15 protein-coding genes are annotated in these 20236 nt (G+C 32.3%); 8 read left to right on the top strand and 7 right to left on the bottom strand.

From position 1 onward, the window contains the following. Nucleotides 1-152 precede the first annotated feature (152 nt). Nucleotides 153-1259, top strand: coding sequence for a glutamate 5-kinase (proB, locus tag ACEW8E_RS07230; RefSeq protein ID WP_373479666.1), 1107 nt, complete (start codon nucleotides 153-155; stop codon nucleotides 1257-1259). Nucleotides 1260-1263: 4 nt separating this feature from the next. On the opposite strand, the gene ACEW8E_RS07225 is transcribed toward proB, so the two are convergent. Further along, complete coding sequence (locus ACEW8E_RS07225) at nucleotides 1264-1479, bottom strand: response regulator (RefSeq protein WP_373479665.1); 216 nt, start codon at nucleotides 1477-1479, stop codon at nucleotides 1264-1266. Nucleotides 1480-1732: 253 nt separating this feature from the next. On the opposite strand from ACEW8E_RS07225, the gene ACEW8E_RS07220 reads away from it, so the two are divergent. The 3 genes from ACEW8E_RS07220 to ACEW8E_RS07210 are packed head-to-tail and all read left to right on the top strand — an operon-like array spanning nucleotide 1733 to nucleotide 4030. After that, nucleotides 1733-2650: an energy-coupling factor ABC transporter permease gene (locus ACEW8E_RS07220; protein ID WP_373479664.1), complete on the top strand. Its 918-nt coding sequence runs from the start codon at nucleotides 1733-1735 to the stop codon at nucleotides 2648-2650. Beyond that, the gene (locus tag ACEW8E_RS07215; protein ID WP_373479663.1) at nucleotides 2643-3305 is read left to right on the top strand and encodes an energy-coupling factor transporter transmembrane protein EcfT; all 663 of its coding nucleotides are present in this window, start codon (nucleotides 2643-2645) and stop codon (nucleotides 3303-3305) included. The genes ACEW8E_RS07220 and ACEW8E_RS07215 overlap by 8 nt, the downstream gene beginning before the upstream one ends. Then, nucleotides 3293-4030, top strand: a complete 738-nt coding sequence (locus tag ACEW8E_RS07210; protein WP_373479662.1) for an energy-coupling factor ABC transporter ATP-binding protein — start codon at nucleotides 3293-3295, stop codon at nucleotides 4028-4030. Before ACEW8E_RS07215 ends, ACEW8E_RS07210 begins: the two co-directional genes overlap by 13 nt. 16 nt (nucleotides 4031-4046) lie before the next feature. Here ACEW8E_RS07210 and ACEW8E_RS07205 read toward each other — a convergent pair whose 3' ends face one another. Together ACEW8E_RS07205 and ACEW8E_RS07200 are read right to left on the bottom strand one after the other, a co-directional pair. Beyond that, complete coding sequence (locus ACEW8E_RS07205; RefSeq protein WP_373479661.1) at nucleotides 4047-7370, bottom strand: response regulator; 3324 nt, start codon at nucleotides 7368-7370, stop codon at nucleotides 4047-4049. 29 nt (nucleotides 7371-7399) lie between these two features. Then, nucleotides 7400-8338 (bottom strand): NAD(P)H-dependent glycerol-3-phosphate dehydrogenase, encoded by a 939-nt coding sequence (locus ACEW8E_RS07200; RefSeq protein ID WP_373479660.1) that lies wholly within the window; start codon nucleotides 8336-8338, stop codon nucleotides 7400-7402. Nucleotides 8339-8560: 222 nt separating this feature from the next. Between ACEW8E_RS07200 and ACEW8E_RS07195 the strand changes: the two genes are divergently transcribed. Then, complete coding sequence (locus ACEW8E_RS07195; protein ID WP_373479659.1) at nucleotides 8561-10969, top strand: phosphoketolase; 2409 nt, start codon at nucleotides 8561-8563, stop codon at nucleotides 10967-10969. A 226-nt stretch (nucleotides 10970-11195) separates the two neighbouring features. On the opposite strand, the gene ACEW8E_RS07190 is transcribed toward ACEW8E_RS07195, so the two are convergent. From ACEW8E_RS07190 to ACEW8E_RS07175, 4 genes are all read right to left on the bottom strand, one after another. After that, nucleotides 11196-12890 (bottom strand): ABC transporter permease, encoded by a 1695-nt coding sequence (locus ACEW8E_RS07190; RefSeq protein WP_373479658.1) that lies wholly within the window; start codon nucleotides 12888-12890, stop codon nucleotides 11196-11198. Further along, a complete protein-coding gene (locus ACEW8E_RS07185) occupies nucleotides 12883-13608 on the bottom strand; it encodes an ABC transporter ATP-binding protein (protein ID WP_373479657.1) in 726 nt (241 codons plus the stop codon). Before ACEW8E_RS07185 ends, ACEW8E_RS07190 begins: the two co-directional genes overlap by 8 nt. Nucleotides 13609-13734: 126 nt before the next feature. Next, nucleotides 13735-13962 (bottom strand): indolepyruvate ferredoxin oxidoreductase subunit alpha, encoded by a 228-nt coding sequence (locus tag ACEW8E_RS07180; RefSeq protein WP_373479656.1) that lies wholly within the window; start codon nucleotides 13960-13962, stop codon nucleotides 13735-13737. Between the two features lie 119 nt (nucleotides 13963-14081). Then, a complete protein-coding gene (locus ACEW8E_RS07175) occupies nucleotides 14082-16214 on the bottom strand; it encodes an HAD-IIB family hydrolase (RefSeq protein ID WP_373479655.1) in 2133 nt (710 codons plus the stop codon). Nucleotides 16215-16352: 138 nt separating this feature from the next. On the opposite strand from ACEW8E_RS07175, the gene ACEW8E_RS07170 reads away from it, so the two are divergent. The 3 genes from ACEW8E_RS07170 (at nucleotide 16353) to ACEW8E_RS07160 (ending at nucleotide 20161) form a co-directional block, all read left to right on the top strand. After that, complete coding sequence (locus ACEW8E_RS07170; protein WP_373479654.1) at nucleotides 16353-17201, top strand: HAD-IIB family hydrolase; 849 nt, start codon at nucleotides 16353-16355, stop codon at nucleotides 17199-17201. A 66-nt stretch (nucleotides 17202-17267) separates the two neighbouring features. Beyond that, nucleotides 17268-18134, top strand: coding sequence for a PfkB family carbohydrate kinase (locus tag ACEW8E_RS07165; protein WP_373479653.1), 867 nt, complete (start codon nucleotides 17268-17270; stop codon nucleotides 18132-18134). Between the two features lie 68 nt (nucleotides 18135-18202). After that, entirely contained in the window at nucleotides 18203-20161 is a 1959-nt protein-coding gene (locus ACEW8E_RS07160) for an amylosucrase (protein ID WP_373479652.1), read from the top strand. The last annotated feature ends 75 nt before the right edge of the window (nucleotides 20162-20236 follow it).

The following is a 20236-nucleotide window of genomic DNA, read 5'->3' as shown; positions in this document are numbered from 1 at the left end:
TTGATATATTATGTTGTGTTTGAAACCCTTTATTCTCATAGCTTTTTTACTGCTATAACTACACCCTAATTAAAGATTCAAAAATAAATCTAATTATCTCTGAAAGCTGACACCTGAAAACTTAAAGCTAAAATAATTCTTCACTCTCAACCATGACAGAAACCATCGTTATCAAAATAGGTACATCTAGCTTGACTCGCCCAGAAACTGGAAATTTAGCCCTTTCTACCATTGCCTCTTTAGTGGAAACTTTAAGCAATTTACGTCAAAAAGGCTATCAAGTAATTTTAGTATCTTCTGGAGCAGTTGGGGTTGGTTGTGGTAGATTGAACTTGACACAACGCCCTAAAAATATTAATTTAAAACAAGCTATTGCGGCGGTAGGTCAAGGAAGATTGATTAGAGTCTATGATGACCTCTTTAACCATTTAGGACAGCCTATAGCTCAAATTTTGCTCACCAGACGAGATTTAATGGAGCGTAGTTGTTATGTTAATGCGAGTAACACTTTTAATGCTTTATTAGAATTAGGAGTAATTCCTATTGTTAATGAAAATGATACAGTAGCCACAGAAGAATTAAAATTCGGTGATAACGATACATTGTCAGCTTTAGTAGCGAGTTTAGTAGAAGCGGATTGGTTATTTTTATTAACGGATGTGGATAAACTCTATTCCGCAGATCCTCGTGTTGTACCTTCAGCGACACCTATAGACTTAGTTAATAGTGAAGAATTTGCTAATTTACAAGTAGATGTAACTAATAGTGCAACTGGTTGGGGAACAGGTGGTATGATAACTAAATTACGCGCCGCAAAAATTGCTTCTAGTGCGGGGGTAACAACGGTAATAACTAACGGTAAAAACCCTGATAATATCTTTAAAATCTTAGCAGGAGAAGCTATTGGTACTAAATTTGAGGCACAACCCAAGACAGAAAATGCCCGTAAAAGATGGATTGCTAACGGTTTAGTATCTATGGGAAAAATATCTTTAGATAATGGTGCGGTTAAGGCTTTATATAGTGGAAAATCTTTATTAGCGGCAGGAATTACTAAAATTGAAGGGGAATTTGGTACATCCGAGGCAGTAAATTTAGTTGATTTTCAAGGGAAAGAAATCGGTAAAGGTATCGTTAATTATAATTATCAAGAATTGACAAAAATTCAAGGAAAAAACTCTGCTGATATTGTTAATATTTTAGGTTATTATGGTTCGGGAACGGTTATTCATAGAGATAATTTAGTAGTTTTTGATTAAAAAATTATGATCTTTCTTGACATTTGTATAAAGTCTCTTTTAACTGCAAAATACCAATAGGTTTACTAACATAATTATCCATGCCAATTTGTAAGCATTTTTGACGATCTTCTTCTAAGATATTAGCGGTTAAGGCAATAATATAAGGCTGTTTTTTTCCTGATTTTCGGATATAGTTTGTGGCAGTAATTCCATCCATTTCTGGCATTTGCATATCCATTAAAAACGCTTTTCCTGTTTTACCGATATTCAGATTTTTATGAATTAATTACTCATTACTCATTACTCATTACTCATTACTCATTACTCATTACTCATTACTCATTACTCATTACTCATTACTCATTACTCATTACTCATTACTCATTACTTCTCTCTCCTGTCTCCTAATTATTAATACCCCTAGAGAGGATTGAAGATTAATAATTACTTCGCTAAAATCAAAACTTGATCATTACATAAAAAATAAAATAATGCACATTCCAGACGGCTTCATCTCTCCTCCTGTAGCTGTTATTACTACCGTTATTAGTGCAGGAGTATTAACTCTTTCTTTTTCTAAAATGGGAAAAGATGTAAAAGCACCTGTCATCGCCTTAACTACAGCTTTTATTTTCGCTGCTCAAATGATTAACTTTCCTGTGGCAGGAGGTACAAGTGGCCATCTTTTAGGGGCAACTTTAGCTGTTGTCATTTTAGGTGATCCTTGGGTTGCCACTATTTCTATTTCTACGGTGTTACTCATTCAGGCTTTATTATTCGCCGATGGAGGGATTACCGCATTAGGGGCAAATATTTTTAATATGGGCATTGTGGGCGTTTGGGTAAGTTGGCTATTAGTTACCACCATTCAAAGACTTTTAGGAGGTGCAAAAAAACGCTTACCTTTAGCCGCAGGTATCACCGCCACCATTAGCATGGTTAGTGCTGCAGTATCTTGTAGTTTATTATTAATAATTTCTGGTACAGCCACCCTAAATCTAGTATTACCAGCTATGACAGGAACACATATTTTAATTGGTGTGGGAGAAGGATTAATAACAGGAAGTGTTTTGCGTTACTTACTTGTTACCAACCCCGATTTATTACCCAATGATGAATCAAAATTAGATAAATGGTTAGTGCCTGTTATTGGTACTTTATTAGTGGCTGGAGTATTATCATTATTAGCATCATCTTGGCCTGATGGTTTAGAAAAAGTTGCCGAAAATTTAGGCTTTATTCACTTAGCAGAAAATGTTAGAGTTGAAGTGCCAACACCTTTTGCAGATTATCAAATTTCAGGAATAAATGAGCAAATAGGCACAAGTATTAGTGGAGTTTTAGGGACATTAATTTGTTTTGGATTAGCTTTTTTTATGACTAAATTTATGTCTCGTAAAAGTGCTTAAATTATCTTTATTTTTACGACTAAGACTATCTTTAATTTTGGTTATTTCTACCGCTTTAATTAAAACCAATAATTGGTCATTTTTATTTATTTATATTTTAATTGCTTTATGTTGGTGTATTTTGTTGAAAACACCTGTCAAAATCTTACTTAAATTATTAGGTGCAGAATTAATTTTACTTTCCTTAATGGCGTTGCCTTTAGGTGGGGAAAAAGCTGGTTTTTTGATGTTGCGATCGCTTATTTGTTTATTAATAATGAACAGTTTTTTATTAAGTGTGCCAAAATATCATTTATCCATTGCCTTAAAAGGATTACCATTGCCCATAAAAATGCAAGAAATAGTCATATTAACTGCGGAATATTTAGAGATTTTATTATTAGAAATTCAACACATGGAAACCTCAGCAAAATTAAGAAGTTTAAACGGCAATTCTAATTGGTTACGTTACATTAGTGCTGCCATGATTGGTTCATTATATTTGCGAAGTTTAGATCGAGCGCAAAGGGTATATGATGCTATGGTGATAAGAGGTTATAATGGCACTTTTCCTTTAGAAATAGATAACAATAAATCAGAAAACTTTATTTTAATAATTCTCTCAATTATGGTTATGAGTTTAACTTTCTCTTCTTATAAAATATGGATAAATTAGATCAAAAAAAATCAGTTATTATCACTGTAAATAACATTAAATTTGACTATGAAAAACAATCAATTTTACAAGGTATTTCTTTTAACTTAAAAGCGGGAGAAAGAGTGGCACTTTTAGGTAGAACAGGAGCTGGAAAAAGTACGTTATTAAATAACTTAATTGGTTTAAAATTTCCTCAAAAAGGCGAAATTATTATTGATGGTTTAAAACTTGAAAAAAAAAATATTGCTGACATTAGGAAAAATATCGGTTTTGCCTTTCAAAATCCTGAAGATCAATTATTTATGCCTACTATTTTAGAAGATGTAATGTTTGGTTTATTAAACTATAAAATTCCTGCTTCTATAGCGAAAGAAAAAGCTAGATTTCTCCTTGATAAATTTGGCTTAATAGCCTATGAAAATCGCTCATCTCACGAACTTTCAGGAGGACAAAAAAGACTTGCGGCTTTAGCTTCAATTTTAGCACTAGAACCGAATATATTAATCTTAGATGAACCTACGAATGGACTTGATCCAGCTTGGAGAAAAAAACTAGCAGAAATTATCTTAAATTTACCAATAAAAGTGATTTTAATTGCTTCTCATGATCTAAATTGGGTAAAAAAAACAACCCAAAGAGCGTTAATATTAGATCAAGGTCAAATTCAATTAGATCAATCTATTATCTCACTATTTCAACAAGAATCAGTGTTAGAAAGTTACGGTTTACCTTTAGATTGGTAAAGCAAATATTGGACTTTTAATAATTATCTAAAAGTTCTTTTAATTTTGCCATAGAAATAGGTTTACTCAGATAATCATTCATTCCTGATGATAAACAAATTAGACGATCTTCTTTTAAAACATTAGCGGTTAAAGCAATAATATAAGGCTGTGGTTTATTAGATTCTCTAATAATTTTTGTAGCAGTAATTCCATCCATTTGAGGCATTTGCATATCCATTAAAATGATGTCATAAAATTGTTTTTCTATCATCTCTAAAACCTCAATGCCATTATTAGCAATATCAGCTTTATAACCAAGTTTTTGAAGCGTTAATAAAGCAACTTTTGGATTAACTTTATTATCTTCAGCTAAGAGAATTTTTAATGATAATTTTTCTCTCTCTTTTAATGTTTTTTCCTTAATAAATAAATTGTTTGTTTCAATTTTATTCTTTTTAATACTTTGAAGTTTCAGGGTAAAATAAAATGTTGTACCAGAATTAGCCCCTAAATCCCCAAAATTGGCGACATTAATTGATTCTTCCCCAGAATTGGGGGTAGGGGGGCGATTAGGAGGGTAATTACCAGCAATATTACCTTTACTTTCAACCCAAATTGTACCGCCCATTAACTCGATTAAACTCTTACTTATAGCTAATCCTAAACCAGTGCCTCCATATTTACGACTGATAGACGCATCCCCTTGACTAAAGGCTTTAAATAATTTGTGGATGTTATCGCCATCTATACCAATACCTGTATCTCTTACTCCTATCCATAACCCAAAAACATCATCATCAGCTTTAGTTTCCGAAGCATTAAGAAAAGATAGAGGGTATCTAGCTTCTTTCACATAAATAACAACACTACCACTATCAGTAAATTTAAGAGCATTTCCTACCAAATTTAAAAGGATTTGACGCAAACGGTTACTATCACCAAGAAAAGTGGAAGGTAAATTATGACTAATTTCATAAGAGAGATTAATACTTTTATCCTTAGCTTCCTTCGAGAATAAATTACAGACAGATTTGATGAGATCAATTAGTATAAAAGGATGTTTTTCTAACTGCAACATTCCCGATTTAATTTTAGAAAAATCAAGAATATCATTAATTATCGTTAATAAAGTATTTGCACTATCTTGAATTGTATTAACAAATTCTTCCTGTTGATGATTTAATGTTGTCAGAGAAAGAAGTTGAGTCATACCAATGACACCATTCATAGGAGTACGAATTTCATGACTCATGTTAGCCAAAAACTGACTTTTTACTTTCATCGCAGCTTCAGCGGCTTCTTTAGCTTGATATAAATCTGTTTCTGTTTGTTTTATTTTAGTAATATCGGTTATGTATCCATACCAATTCACACTACCATCTATTTCTTTTTCTGGAGTGGCATTGCCTAAAACCCAATTAATTCTTCCATCAGGATGACACACTCGATATTCACAATACCAAGGAGTTAAATTACTAGCTGACTCAAGGATAGTATGTAAAATATTTTCTTGATCATCAGGATGAAGTATATCAAAAATTTTATCAGCACTTTTTTTAACTTCTTCAGGAGTGACACCATAAATATTTTTAATGCCTTCACTAACATAGGGAAAACAAGATTTACCATCGTGATGTAAATGATACTGATAAATCATTCCGGGTATATTATAAGCTAATTTCTCTAAACGATTCTTTAATTCAACATTATCGGTTATATCAATACAGGCAACCACTACACCATAATTATCGAGGGGAATAGGCGCAGCACTAATACTTAACCACCGAGTTGGTTTATCAGAAAAAACAATACCTACAATTACATCATGAATTAAACGATGTTCCCTTAAGGCAATAAATCGAGGAAATTCATTTTCACGGATAATTTTACCTTCAGGAGAAATAACTTGCCAAGGAAGAGGATTTAATATCTCATCTTGAAAACTAACCCCAAAAATTTTTACACAAGCTGGATTAGATTCAATAATTTTTCCTTCTATATCTGTAAGGCAAATACCAAGGGGTAAAACTTCAAATAAAGTTTGATACTTTTCTTTAGACTCTTTTAAAGCAGTTTCTACTTGATTAAAAGTTTTTTGAATTTGCTTTGTCATTTTATTAAAAGATTTTGCTAAATCATTAATTTCTACTATTTTTGTATTTTCAGATAAATAATCATTAAAATGTCCCTCTGCGATATATTTACTCGTTAAACAAAGTCTTAAAATTGGGCGAGTAATCAATCTTGTAGTTAAAATACTTATAGCAATAGCCATAATCAATATTACGAAACAAATTAAGATTGTATAGAGAATATTTTTATCAATTTCTGCGGTAAAATCAGATTTTGGTATGGCAATAATAATTAACCAGTTAATACCATAGTTATCTTGATAAGGAATAAGTTGAACAAAAGTGTGATTATCAGCGAGAAAAACCTTTTCTTGAATAGTAGAAATTTCTTGCAAATTATTAGTCTTATTATTGATAATTTTAAGGGTTGATTTAATCAATTTATGATCAAGATCTTGAATAGAAATACGTTCAGATTTTCCCTTAGTTAATTTATAGGGTTTATTATCTGTCGAACTTGCTACTAATAAACCTGATTTTTCGACAATAAAAACTTCTCCTGATTTGCCAATTTCTAAACTTTTTAAAAAACTATTAATTTTTGATAAACTTAAATCTATTCCTACAACTCCTAACGGTTGATTTGATGAATTATAAACTGGCGCACTAGCAGATATAGCTATTTCTGTAGGTACATTTGCCCAAGTATAAACATCACTCCATATCGGTTTACCTGATTTAATTGCTTGATCATACCATTGTGCATTATTAGGATTTTCTCCTTTTAAAACTATGGGAGGATAAATTTTATTGCCTTTTTGATCAGATTTATAGCTATAAAGAATATCTGTTTTAGGTTGTTTTATTTGTGCAATTTCAACTTCTCCATTATAATAACCAACTCCGATAAATTCCCCCTTTTCACTACCATAATTAATATAAGTAAAATCATTATTTTGAAATTGTGTCCAAAAATATTTACCTAACTTATCAAAGTCTGTATTGGTGATAATATCACTTTCAATTATTTTTTGATTAACTTGATTAACCTGTTGTGCAACTTGTAAATAATTATCCAGATGATGTTCTATTTTTTTCCCTATTTCTGTCATCAATTTATCAGTAATATTTTTAATCGCTTTATCTCCACTGCGATAAGAAATATAACCGACTAATCCTAATGCTATAGTAATTTGCAACACAAAAGGAACAATCAAAATCCATTTTAATGGAATTGTGAAAATTTCAGTTTTTTTGCCGTTATTAGAGTTTAAAGGTGATGACATTTTTCATTATTCCTAACTTTTCTAAAACATTAAAAATCAAGATACCAAAATTCTTCTTTTAACTCCCTTGCCATTAAATTTTTTACCGATTCTTGAGGGCTAATTTTACCTTTTAATAATAAATATACTTGATAAGCAATGGGTACAGAAATTTGTTGTTTATGGGCTAACTTTATTAAAACATTTGTGGTGTTAATTCCTTCTGCTGTGCCTTCTAAATTCGTTACAATTTCTTCTAAAGATTTATCCTGTGCTAACCCTAATCCTACTTGATAATTACGAGACAAAGGACTATCACAAGTAGCTAATAAATCTCCTAATCCTGATAAACCGAAAAATGTTTCTTTTGATGCACCCAATTTTACCCCTACTCTTATCATCTCAGGTAACGCCCTTGTTAATAACGCTGCCTTAGCGTTTGTGCCTAATTTTAAACCATCACACACCCCTGATGCGATGGCCATAACATTTTTTAATGTACCACCTAATTCCGTACCGATGGGATCATTATTAACATATACTCGAAAAATATCCGAAGCAAAAATATTTTGTGTAAATTCTGCGGCTACAATATTATTACTAGCAACTACCGTCGCCGCAGGTAAACCGATTTTAATTTCTTTGGATAAATTAGGGCCAGATAAAACGACAATCGGATTATGGGGAAAAGCCTCTTGCCAAATTTGCGAAGGAGTATGAGTCGTTTCTAAATCTAACCCTTTTGTTGCTGTGACAATAATCAAGTTTTCTCTTAATTTTATCTGTTGTAATGAGTTGATAATTTCTCTAACTCCTTTCATGGATACCGCCGAGATTATTATATCTGCTGATTTTATTACTGATGATAAAGATACTGAAGTATTGCGATTCCAAATATTATAATTATGTCCTGATCTTTCTAGTAAGTAACCTAAAGTATTACCCCATGCACCACCACCAATAATTGTAATTTGAGAATTTTGAGTCATTTCTGAATAGTTAATAATCGACTGTTTGTAAAAGTTAAAATATTTATTAGAATATAAAATTATTTGATTTTAATTTAAGAGATAATAGGATAATTTTTATGAAAAATACCAGAAAAAAGATAAAAAACTTAATCAAATCTTAATCTTAAAAAATCATAAAACCCTTGAATATTTAAAATATCGGTGCTAGACTGAAACGAAATTGAAATTTTAATTATCATTATGGTTCAATCGTTACAAAAACCAAATACCAAGATTTTAACTGAAGATGAGTTACAGAAAATTGACGCTTATTGGCGTGCGTGTAACTATTTAGCAGTGGGAATGATTTATCTACGCAGTAATCCTTTACTCAAAGAAACTCTCAAACCTGAACATATCAAATATAGATTATTAGGTCATTGGGGATCAAGTCCTGGATTAAGTTTCGTTTATGTTCATCTTAACCGTTTGATCAAAAAGTATGATCTTAACATGATATACTTAGCAGGACCTGGTCACGGTGCACCGGGTATCTTAGCTCCAGTTTATCTTGAAAACACCTATTCGGAAATTTACCCCGATAAAAGCCAAGATGAAGAAGGAATGCGGAAGTTTTTTAAACAGTTTTCTTTCCCTGGCCACATCGGTAGTCACGTTACCCCTGAAACCCCCGGCTCGATTCATGAAGGTGGAGAGTTAGGTTACAGTTTATCTCACGCTTATGGCTCAATTTTAGACAATCCTGATCTCATTTCCGTTGTGATGGTGGGTGATGGTGAGTCAGAAACAGGCCCTTTAGCGACTTCTTGGCATTCTAACAAATTTATCAATCCTATCCGTGACGGGGCAGTATTGCCGATTTTACACCTCAATGGTTACAAAATTGCTAACCCTACCATCCTCTCTCGTATTTCCCATGAAGAGTTAGAGTCACTTTTCATCGGTTATGGTTATGAGCCTTATTTTGTGGAAGGTGATGATCCCATGACAATGCACGAAAAAATGGCAGCAACTCTTGAAGAATGTGTCAACAAAATTAAGGCAATTCAAGAAGAAGCTAGAAATAGTGGTGTGCCAAAACGTCCCCGTTGGCCTATGATTGTTTTTAGATCTCCTAAAGGTTGGACTGGCCCTAAAACCGTTGATGGACATAAAGTTGAAGGTTTTTGGCGATCACATCAAGTACCTATGGGAGGAATGCACAGTAATCTTGAACATGTGCAACTGTTAGAAGAATGGATGAAAAGCTATAAACCTGAAGAATTATTCGACGAAAATGGGCGTTTAATCCCTGAATTAGCCGAATTAGCTCCCGTTGGCGATCGCCGTATGAGTGCGAATCCCATTGCCAATGGTGGTTTATTGCGTAAAGACTTGAATTTACCAGATTTTCGAGATCCTATTTATGCCGTAGCCGTAACCGAACCGGGTAAAATGGAAGTAGAAAATACCAAAATTATGGGTATCTTTTTACGGGATGTGATGGCTCGTAATATGCACAGTTTCCGAGTATTTGGTCCTGACGAAACCGCTTCTAACCGTTTAAATCCCATTTACGAAGTCTCGAAAAAAGTCTGGATGGCGGATTATTTACCAGAAGATGCCGACGGTGGTGAATTGTCTCCTGATGGTCGTGTCATGGAAATGTTAAGTGAGCATACCTTAGAAGGATGGTTAGAAACCTATCTTTTAACAGGCAGACATGGATTATTCCACACTTACGAAGCCTTTGCCCACGTTATCGACTCCATGTTTAACCAACACGCAAAATGGTTAGATATTTCTAAAAATCATGTGCCTTGGCGTGCGCCTGTTTCTTCCTTAAATATTTTATTGTCATCTACCGTATGGAGACAAGATCACAACGGTTTTTCTCACCAAGATCCTGGTTTTGTGGATCTTGTAACTAACAAAAGTGCAGACGTAACTCGTGTTTACTTTCCCCCCGATGCTAACTGTTTATTAAGCGTAATTGATCATTGTTTGCGCAGTAAAGACTATGTAAACGTCATTGTTGCCGATAAACAAAATCATTTACAATACTTAACCATCGATGAAGCTGTAACCCACTGTACGAAAGGCATTGGTATTTGGGAATGGGCTAGTAATGATGATCAAGGAGTATTACCTGATGAACCAGACGTAATCATGGCTTGTTGCGGTGATGTACCAACTATGGAATCTTTAGCCGCCACAGAAATTTTACGCAAAGAATGTCCAGATTTGAAAGTACGTTTTATTAATGTAGTGGACATTTTTAAATTACAAGATGAAGAAGAACATCCTCATGGCTTATCTAACCGAGATTTTGTCACGTTATTTACTGAAGATAAACCCATTATTTTTAACTTCCACGGCTATCCTTGGTTAATTCACAAATTGGCTTACCGTCATCCTAATTCTAATCGTCTTCATGTGAGAGGCTATAAAGAAGAAGGTAATATTAATACTCCTTTAGAGTTAGCCATCAAAAACCAAGTTGATCGTTTTAACCTCGTTATTGATGTAATTGATCGTGTGCCTAAACTGGGATCTCGTGCAGCATACTTAAAAGAGCGTATGAAAGACGAAATCATTGATAACCTCAACTATGCCCATACTCACGGTATCGATAAAGAGGAAATCACTAACTGGAAATGGAATGGTTAATTTAGCTTATCTGTAAAAAGTTAGCAGACTATTTCTTAAAGGTTATTATCAGAATAAAATCTTCGGTAGTGTAAAGGTTTCAGGTATTAGGTTAAAGAATACAGAAAAAATATATCTTAATTGATTTTATTATTTTCGATTCTTTGACTAATCACCTGATTTCGAGGGTTTTAAACCTCAAACCTACTTACCTAAATCGGATATTCAAAGCATCGAAGTGAGATAATTAAGAGATTCCATCCCCACGAGATTTAGCAATGCGGTAACTCAAGATAGTTACGGGTAAAATGCCCACTAAAATAATGGTTAAAGCTGGGGCAGATGCTTCCATTAATCTTTCATCGGAGGCATACTGATAAACTCTTACGGCAAGGGTATCAAAATTAAAAGGGCGCATAACTAAAGTAGCTGGTAATTCCTTCATTACGTCCACAAAAACAAGCATTATGGCGGTTAAAATCCCCCCCCACATTAAGGGTAAATGCACTTTAAATAATGTTGCAAATGCTCCGTATCCTAAACTACGAGAAGCATCATCTAAATTAGGTTTTATTTTGCTCAAGCTAGATTCAATGGTATTGAAAGAAACTGCTAAAAATCTCACTAAATAAGCGTAAATTAGGGCAATAATTGTGCCACTTAATAATAATCCTGTGGAAATATTAAAATGAGTTGTCATCCAACTATCAATAGTATTATCAATTTTTCCCAAGGGAATAAGGATTCCCACCGCAATCACTGAGCCGGGTATTGCATAACCCATGGAGGCGATTCTGATAGAGATATTAATGATAATTTTAGGAATTAATCTTTGTCCATAAGCCATAATTAAGCCTACAAAAATAGCAATTATAGAGCTAATTAGAGCTAATATTAAGCTATTTCTTGATAATTCCCAAAAATTTTCTGTCAGGGTTTCCTCTTGATTTCTAATAGTAAGATTAAGTAGATAAATTGTCGGAATTATAAATCCGAAAATTACAGGAATAGAACAAGTGAGTAATGCAAGAATACTTCTAAACCAATTTAAACTGTAACGAGGTAAATTTTGGTTACTATTATTGGTTTGATAATAACGAGCATGGGAACGTGATTTTCTTTCTACAAAAAGTAATATAACAATAAATATCATCAAAAAAGATGACAACCCTGCGGCGGCGACTCTTTCTCCCATACCTAACCATGTGCGATAGATGCCTGTGGTAAAAGTATTAACACCGAAGTATTGTACTGTACCAAAATCATTGAGGGTTTCCATTAAAGCTAACGCTAAACCTGCTACGATGGAGGGCCGTGAACAGGGTAATGCTACTTTATAAAAACTTTGCCAAGGGTTATAACCTAATGAGCGACTAGCTTCTAGGGTACACACTGATTGTTCTAAAAATGCTACTCTAGCAAGGAGATAAACGTAGGGATATAGTACCAAGATTAACATGGCGATCGCTCCCCATAAATTACGAATAGGGGGAAACCAATAATCATCGACACTTTCCCAACCAAAAATTCCTCTTAACCAAATTTGTACAGGGCCAAAATACTCTAACATATTGGTATAGCTATAAGCCAAAATATAAGCAGGAGCGGCTAAAGGCATTAATAGTAACCATTCTAAAACACGAGAGCCAAAAAAGTCGCACATAGTCACTAACCAAGCACAACTTACGCCAATGAGTAAAACACCTATGGCTACTCCTAACATTAAAAGCAAAGAATTAAAAATATAGTCTTTTAAAACAGTATCAGTAAGATGTTGCCAAACTTCTTTTTTATCGGCAAAAAGACTAGAAATAACGGTGAAAATAGGTACACAAATCAATAAAGCGACAATAGTTATAGATAAATACCATACATAAGTTGGTAGATTATTTAACCATCCTCTAAAGTTTATTCTGTTGCTAAAGGTATTTATTTTAAACATTTTTAGTTGAATGTCCTAAATATAGTTCACCTACTTGGGGATTATTAAGTAAATCTTCTCCTTTACCCTCAATGGCATCTCTACCACTTTCCAAGACATAACCACGATGCGCCATCATCAAGGCTTTTTTCGCATTTTGTTCTACTAAAACGATAGCTTTACCTGTGGCATTAATGGCTTTTATTTGTTCAAAAATATTGTTAACTAAAATAGGCGAAAGTGCTGCTGATGGTTCGTCTAATAATAACAAATCAGGATCTAACATTAAAGCCCTACCCATAGCTAACATTTGTCTTTCACCCCCTGATAGTGTACCCGCATTTTGTTTCGCCCTTTCTTTTAATTTAGGGAACATTGTATATATTAACTCTTTTTGCTTTTTATTAGATCCTGAAAGAGTATAAGCACCCATTTCTAAATTTTCTTCAATGGTAAGACTGGGAAAAACGTTGACAATTTGAGGTACATAACACATTCCGCGCTTAACAATCTCATTAGGCTTTAATCGAGCGATATTTTCCCCTTTAAAGATAATTTTGCCTTGATTTGGTGATAATAAGCCAAAAATGGTTTTTGCTAGAGTGGATTTTCCTGCACCATTAGGACCGATTACAGTTACTAACTCATGAGCTTCAATACAAAAATTTATACCCTGTAAGATGTTTAAATCCTTGATATATCCAGCATAAACATCTTCAACTTCTAGCAAATAACTCATGACTATTAACAATTAGGAATTAGAAAGGAAACGGGGAATTAGAAAGGAAACAGGAAATTAAGAATTAAAAGTTAAGAAAAGTAATTATTATTTATGACTTTATTTCTTAGTCTTAAGCGTCTTTCATTAAACTGGAGTTTTCTGTAATTCGGGACGTTCTTCTGCTAAGATTGCACCTTCTACAGGACAAACTTGAATACAGATACCACAGTCAATACAAGTATCAAAATCAATCCAATACCAATCTGTACCTTTGATATTTTTACTTGGGCCTTCATGAATACAAGCTACAGGACAAGCTGAAACACAATCAGCAATTCCTTCGCAAACATCTGTTACAATTGTATGTGGCACGTTTCTTTACTCCTGATTTATAAATTGTACCGAAACTATTATACAGAAAAATGTAAGAAGGACAAAGGTTTTAGCAATTAAGAATGACATTATTTGCTTATCATCACAGAAAAAAATTATTATTCACAAAGAGAAATAAATTTATAATAATTAATGCCGTCAAGTATTCCAGCGGCAAATTGTTTTTGAGAAAAATAAATAGGCTCGATGTCTGCTAAAGTTGATAATTCCTCCTGATGACGATTAGCGACAACTACTGACAATGTATTTCCCCTCATCATATCTTCATCACCTCCAGAACCTCCTGCGGTTAAAATACGGTTAAGGGGAATGTCTCTCTGTTGGGCAAACCACCTTAATGCGTAGCCTTTTGAGGCTCTAATGGGTACAATATCTAAAAATTGTCCAAAGGAAAAAATCACATTAACGGTTTGTTCGTTTTGATGGAGAATGCGCTTAATTTCATCCACACTAGTAGCTATTGAACCATCGTAATAATAACTGATTTTATAAGTACTTTGTCTTTCTTTCGATTGTAATGTTAACCCTGATAATTCCCCTAATAAATTAACTACTTGTTGTCGATTCCAATGATAGTTAATATGATTTGTCCATGCTGTATCTTTAATTAAGTCTGAACCATAATAAATTTCAGTTCCCATACTTGTAATTAATCCATCAGGTTGAAGAATAGAATTTTGACGCAAAACTTTTAACGCAGAATCTAGTCTTCTTCCCGTGACAATACAGAAAGAAATATTATTACGATGAGCTTGAATTATATTCATTAACTCTTCCCTTGATTTTGGATCTCCTAGTAAATTTTGATCTAAACTAGATGCGATCGCCCCGTTATGATAAAGCATTGAGCGACGTTGTAAAGGAAGTCGTTGTAAAGGTTCAGTTTTATCAATTAATGACTGCACCATTTTGCAATAAAGATGAACATGAGATGTCCAAGTATAATGTTTTTTAACATTTTTCAAGCCATTTTCGGCAAAGATTGTCCATTGTTGTTTATCATTCAACAGTTGCAAAATTTTCTGGCTAATTTCTTCTGTATCTAAAGGATCAATTAAGTAGCCATTTTGACAGTTTTTGATAATATCCACAGGGCCACCATCTCTAGTAACAATAATCGGTAAACCACTAGCGGCTGCCTCAATCAAAGTTAAGCCAAAAGGCTCAGTCAAAGCTGGATTAACGAAAATACCTCCAGATAAAGCCGCTAGGCGATATAAAAGCCCTATTTCTTCCCTCGCCACAAATTTAGGATAAGCAACTTTTCCGTATAAATTATATCGATCAATAGCTAACAATAAATCAGTAAAAATTTCTTGAGTACAAGTATCTAAATCTTTAACATCATCCCTTGTACCTGCAAAAATAGCTAAATTTGCTTTTTCCTGTAATTCATCACACTGCCCGAAGGCTTCCACTAAAATCTGTATATTTTTTCGTTGATCTAATCGGGAAAGAGCTAGTATGATTGGTTTACGAGGTTCTCGAAGAAACGGTGTAAGAGTATTAAAAACCGTAGAATTCCATTCATTGCCTATGGGAGGGGAAAAAACATCAACATCCGTGCCTGGAGGAATTACCCTCATTTGTGCTGGTTGATAATAATCATATTGGGCGTATTGCTCATTAATTTCTTGATTTGTGCTAGTAATTACCCTTTCCGAAGTGCTGAGGGTATCTTCTTCTGCATTGATGCGACGAGTCATGTTATAACGATTTTCGATAACATCTCGTTTGACTCCACTAGCTAGAAGTCTTTTGCGTTTACTGCGCCCTAATGAATGTCCTGTATGGATTAAAGGAATACCCAACTGATGAGATAATCTTGTACCAACATAACCTGCATCAGCATAATGACTATGAATAACATCGGGTAATCGAGGTTGATTTTTGATATATTCGATAGCATTATCTGCAAAATTATCTAACAAATCCCATAATTGTTCTTTCGGAATATATAAATCATTACCTGAAGAAATACGGACAATATTCGCTTTATTATTAATTAATTCAAGGGGTTGACTATAATCTTCACTAACTTGTTTATCTATGAGTAAACGAGTCATTAAATCAACTCTGTCTATATCTTTGCATTGGGCAAGGGCTTTGGTTAATTCTAAAACATATGTAGTTTGTCCTCCAGTATCTGCATCTATTCCTAACTCTAAATTTTTTCCTCTAATTAAACCGTGTATGCTAATTAGCAGTATGTATTTTTGAGTAGTATTCATTTTTTTTATAATCGGTATCTAATCTTTAAACTATAACACTTTTACCATTATTGAAAAGTTAAAAAAACACTACAACAATACTTAAAGTAATTCTGTTCTCATGTTATAGTAAATTTAGCGAATAATATAAGGTTATAGATGACAAATATAATGAATTTATTGATTTGTACTGATTTAGATCGTACTCTAATACCTAATGGTAAATCTCCTGAATCACCTTGCGCTAGGGCTTTATTTCATCAATTAGTAGCCCATGAAAACATTTTTTTAGCTTATGTTACTGGTAGAGATCAAAATTTAGTTAAAAATGCTATGGAAAATTATCATTTACCTAGTCCAAATTTTGTTATTAGTGATGTAGGTTCAAGTATTTATAAAATTGTTAATAATCAATGGTTAAGAATTACTGATTGGGATCAAAAAATACAAAAAGATTGGGGTAATTTCACTAGGGAAAAATTAAGTACTTTTTTAATTGATATTAACGAATGTAAGCTACAAGAAAAAGAAAAACAAGGTTTATCTAAATTGAGCTATTATATCCCACTAAAATATGATCATAAAAAGCTGTTAAAAAAAATTAAGTTAAGATTAGAAGAAGTTAAGATTAAAAGTAATTTAATTTGGAGTGTAGATGAAGAAAAAAATATAGGTTTACTAGATATTTTACCTAAATCAGCCAATAAATATCAAGCCATTAATTATGTAATGAATAAAGAAAAATTTACTCTAGAAAATACAGTATTTGCAGGAGATAGTGGTAATGATTTAGATGTTTTAGTTAGTCCCATTAAATCTATTTTAGTAGCCAATGCTCATGAAGAAATTAAAAATATTATTCAGAAAATGCAGTTACAAGAAACAAATAATATTTATATTGCTGAAGGAAAATACTTAAATTTGAATGGTAATTATAGTGCAGGAATTTTAGAAGGAATAGTCTATTATTTTCCTAATTTAATTCCTTTATTAACTGTTAAAATCTAAAATAATAAAGATCAGTTTTTTAAAATTATCTTCAATTATAAAATATTCTTAAAAATTAATAAAATTATGGAAAATAAACAAATAGTTATTTTTGGTGAAGTATTATTCGATCAATTTCCTGATGGTAAAATTGTTTTAGGTGGTGCACCATTTAATATAGCATGGCATTTACAAGGTTTTGGAATTTCTCCCTTATTTATTTCCCGTGTTGGTAATGATTTTGAAGGAGAAAAAATTAAACAAAGTATGGAAGATTGGGGTATGAATTTATCAGGGATACAAACCGATAATCAACACCCAACAGGAATAGTAAAAGTTGAATTTCATAATAATGAGCCTTCTTATAACATCTTAGAAAATAGCGCTTATGACTTTATTGATTCATCTTATCTTCCTTATATTTCTCAAAAAAGTATTCTTTATCATGGCAGTTTAGCCTTAAGAAATAATGTTTCTCGAATAACTTTAAACCATATCAAAAAAAATAGTTTTCCTCAAGTTTTTCTTGATGTTAATTTACGCTCTCCCTATTGGAATTTAAACTTAATTAAATCATTATTATCTGAAACATTATGGTTAAAATTGAATGAAGATGAATTGTCTTTAATTGTACCTGAACAAAATAATATTGAGAGTAAAATAAAATATTTATTTCAGCATTATTCTTTAAATCAAATTACTTTAACTCAAGGAAAAAAAGGGGCAATTACTTTCACATCGAATAATAAAAATTATCAAGTTTCACCATATAAAAAAATCCCAATAATAGATACTGTCGGAGCTGGAGATGCTTTTTGTAGTATTTTAATTCTTGGTATTATTAAACAATGGGATGTGGAAACTACTATTCAAAAAGCTCAAAAATTTGCAAGTAAAATTATCAGTATTCAAGGAGCGACTAAATTTGATTTGTCTTTTTATAATGAACTTTAGATAATTTTTTCAAAATAATTATACCTTAATTATCATTATAATAAAATAAAATTTATTAATTTATCACTATGTATGAACAATTATCTCATTCAATCTTAAACGAAATTTTAGCTCAATTAAAACCAGACATAAAAGAGCAAGAATTAAGTTATTTTTATACTCGATTAGGTGCTAATTTTTATAGTCTTTTTTCCCTTTTTCAAAAATTGTATGGGCAACGTTCAGATTTTAAATTACAATTATTAAAATTAGTGGAAGTTATGGCTCGTCAATATATTTGTCGCTCAAGTGATTTTAAAGAAAAAGACTTAGCTAGAGAAAAAGATTTTAATTGGTTTCTTCATCAAAAATGGGTAGGTATGACATTATACGCCGATGGATTTGCGGAAGATTTGTCAGATTTAAGCAAAAAAATTGACTATTTTAGCGAGTTGGGAGTTAATTTAGTGCATATTATGCCTATTTTGGAATGCCCAAAAAATGCCAGTGATGGAGGTTATGCCGTCAGTAATTATCGCAAAATTGACGAAAAAGTAGGGGATTTAAAAGATATTCAATACATTGTCGCCGAGATGCACAAAAGGGATATTCTTCTTGTCTTAGATATTGTAGTTAATCATACATCTAATGAGCATAAATGGGCTGAAAAAGCTAGAGATGGCGATGGCAATTATCAAAACTACTATTATATATTTGAGAATCGAGAAATTCCCGATATGTTTGAAAAAACTCTCCCTGAAGTCTTTCCCCAAACCGCCCCGGGTAACTTCACTTATGATGAAAAAATGGGAAAATGGGTGATGACAGTATTTAATAACTATCAATGGGATTTAAACTACCAAAATCCGACGGTATTTATTGAAATGCTCGATATTTTGCTATTTTGGGCAAATCAAGGGGTGGATATTCTTCGTCTCGATGCAGTAGCTTTTCTGTGGAAAAAAATCGGTGGCAGTAGTCAAAATGAAACTGAAGCTCATATATTATTACAATTGTTTAAAGATTGTTGTCAAATCACCGCACCAAGTACATTATTTATTGCTGAAGCCATCGTTGCGCCCGTAGAAATAGTCAAATACTTTGGAGAAGATGCTATCAACGCTAAAGAATGCGAAATCGCCTATAATGCAACCCTTATGGCGTTACTATGGGATGCCGTCGCCACTAAAAATGCTAAATTAATTAATCAAGGGGTGAAAAATTTACCCGCAAAATTAGAAAGAGCAACATGGTTAAATTATATTAGATGTCATGATGATATAGGTTTAGGTTTTACCGATGATGACATTATACAAGCTGGTTATGAACCTAGATCACATCGTCAATTTTTACTTAATTATTTCTCTGGAAAATTTGAAAACAGCGAAGCTAGAGGGTTATTATTTGGACAAAATCCTAAAAATAATGATGCTAGAATTTCGGGCACTTTAACTTCTTTAATAGGCTTAGAATCTGCCTTAGAAGAAGGTAATTTAGACAAAATAAATCTGAATATTAAACATATTTTATTACTCCACAGTATTATTTTTTCTTTCGGAGGAATACCTCTTATTTATTATGGCGATGAAATTGGTACTCTTAATGATTATTCTTTCATGGGAAATTTAAGTAAAGCTAATGATAATCGTTGGGCACATCGCCCTAAAATTGACTGGCAAAAATCAAAATTAAGAGAAAAAAAAGGTACTATTGAGTATGATATTTTTACTGCTTTACAAAGAATGATTAGGGTTAGAAAAGAAATCTCTGCTTTTGGTGATTTTAATAATCGGGAATTAATTAATTTAAGTAATCCTCATTTTTTCTGTTTTATTAGAATAGCATCTTCTCCTGAAAATAATGTTTTAGTTATTGCTAATTTTGATGCTAATTATCAATATTTAAACTTAGAGGAAATTAATCATTATCTGTTTAAAATTAATAATTATAACGATATAATTGACTTATATTCACAAACAAAACCCATTTTATTTCAAGATAAATTAGTATTATCTCCTTTTCGTTTTTATTGGTTAAAAATAATCTAAAATAAAGTTTTAATAAATTTAATTATAAGCTATACTTAAAAGTGTTTTAATTTTTTTAAATAATAGGACTTATTA

It is taken from the genome of Geminocystis sp. (genome assembly GCF_041753295.1).
In the GTDB taxonomy this organism is placed as follows: domain Bacteria; phylum Cyanobacteriota; class Cyanobacteriia; order Cyanobacteriales; family Cyanobacteriaceae; genus Geminocystis.
The sequence above is the reverse complement of the archived record's forward strand: the minus strand, read 5'-3'. Positions and strand labels throughout refer to the sequence as shown.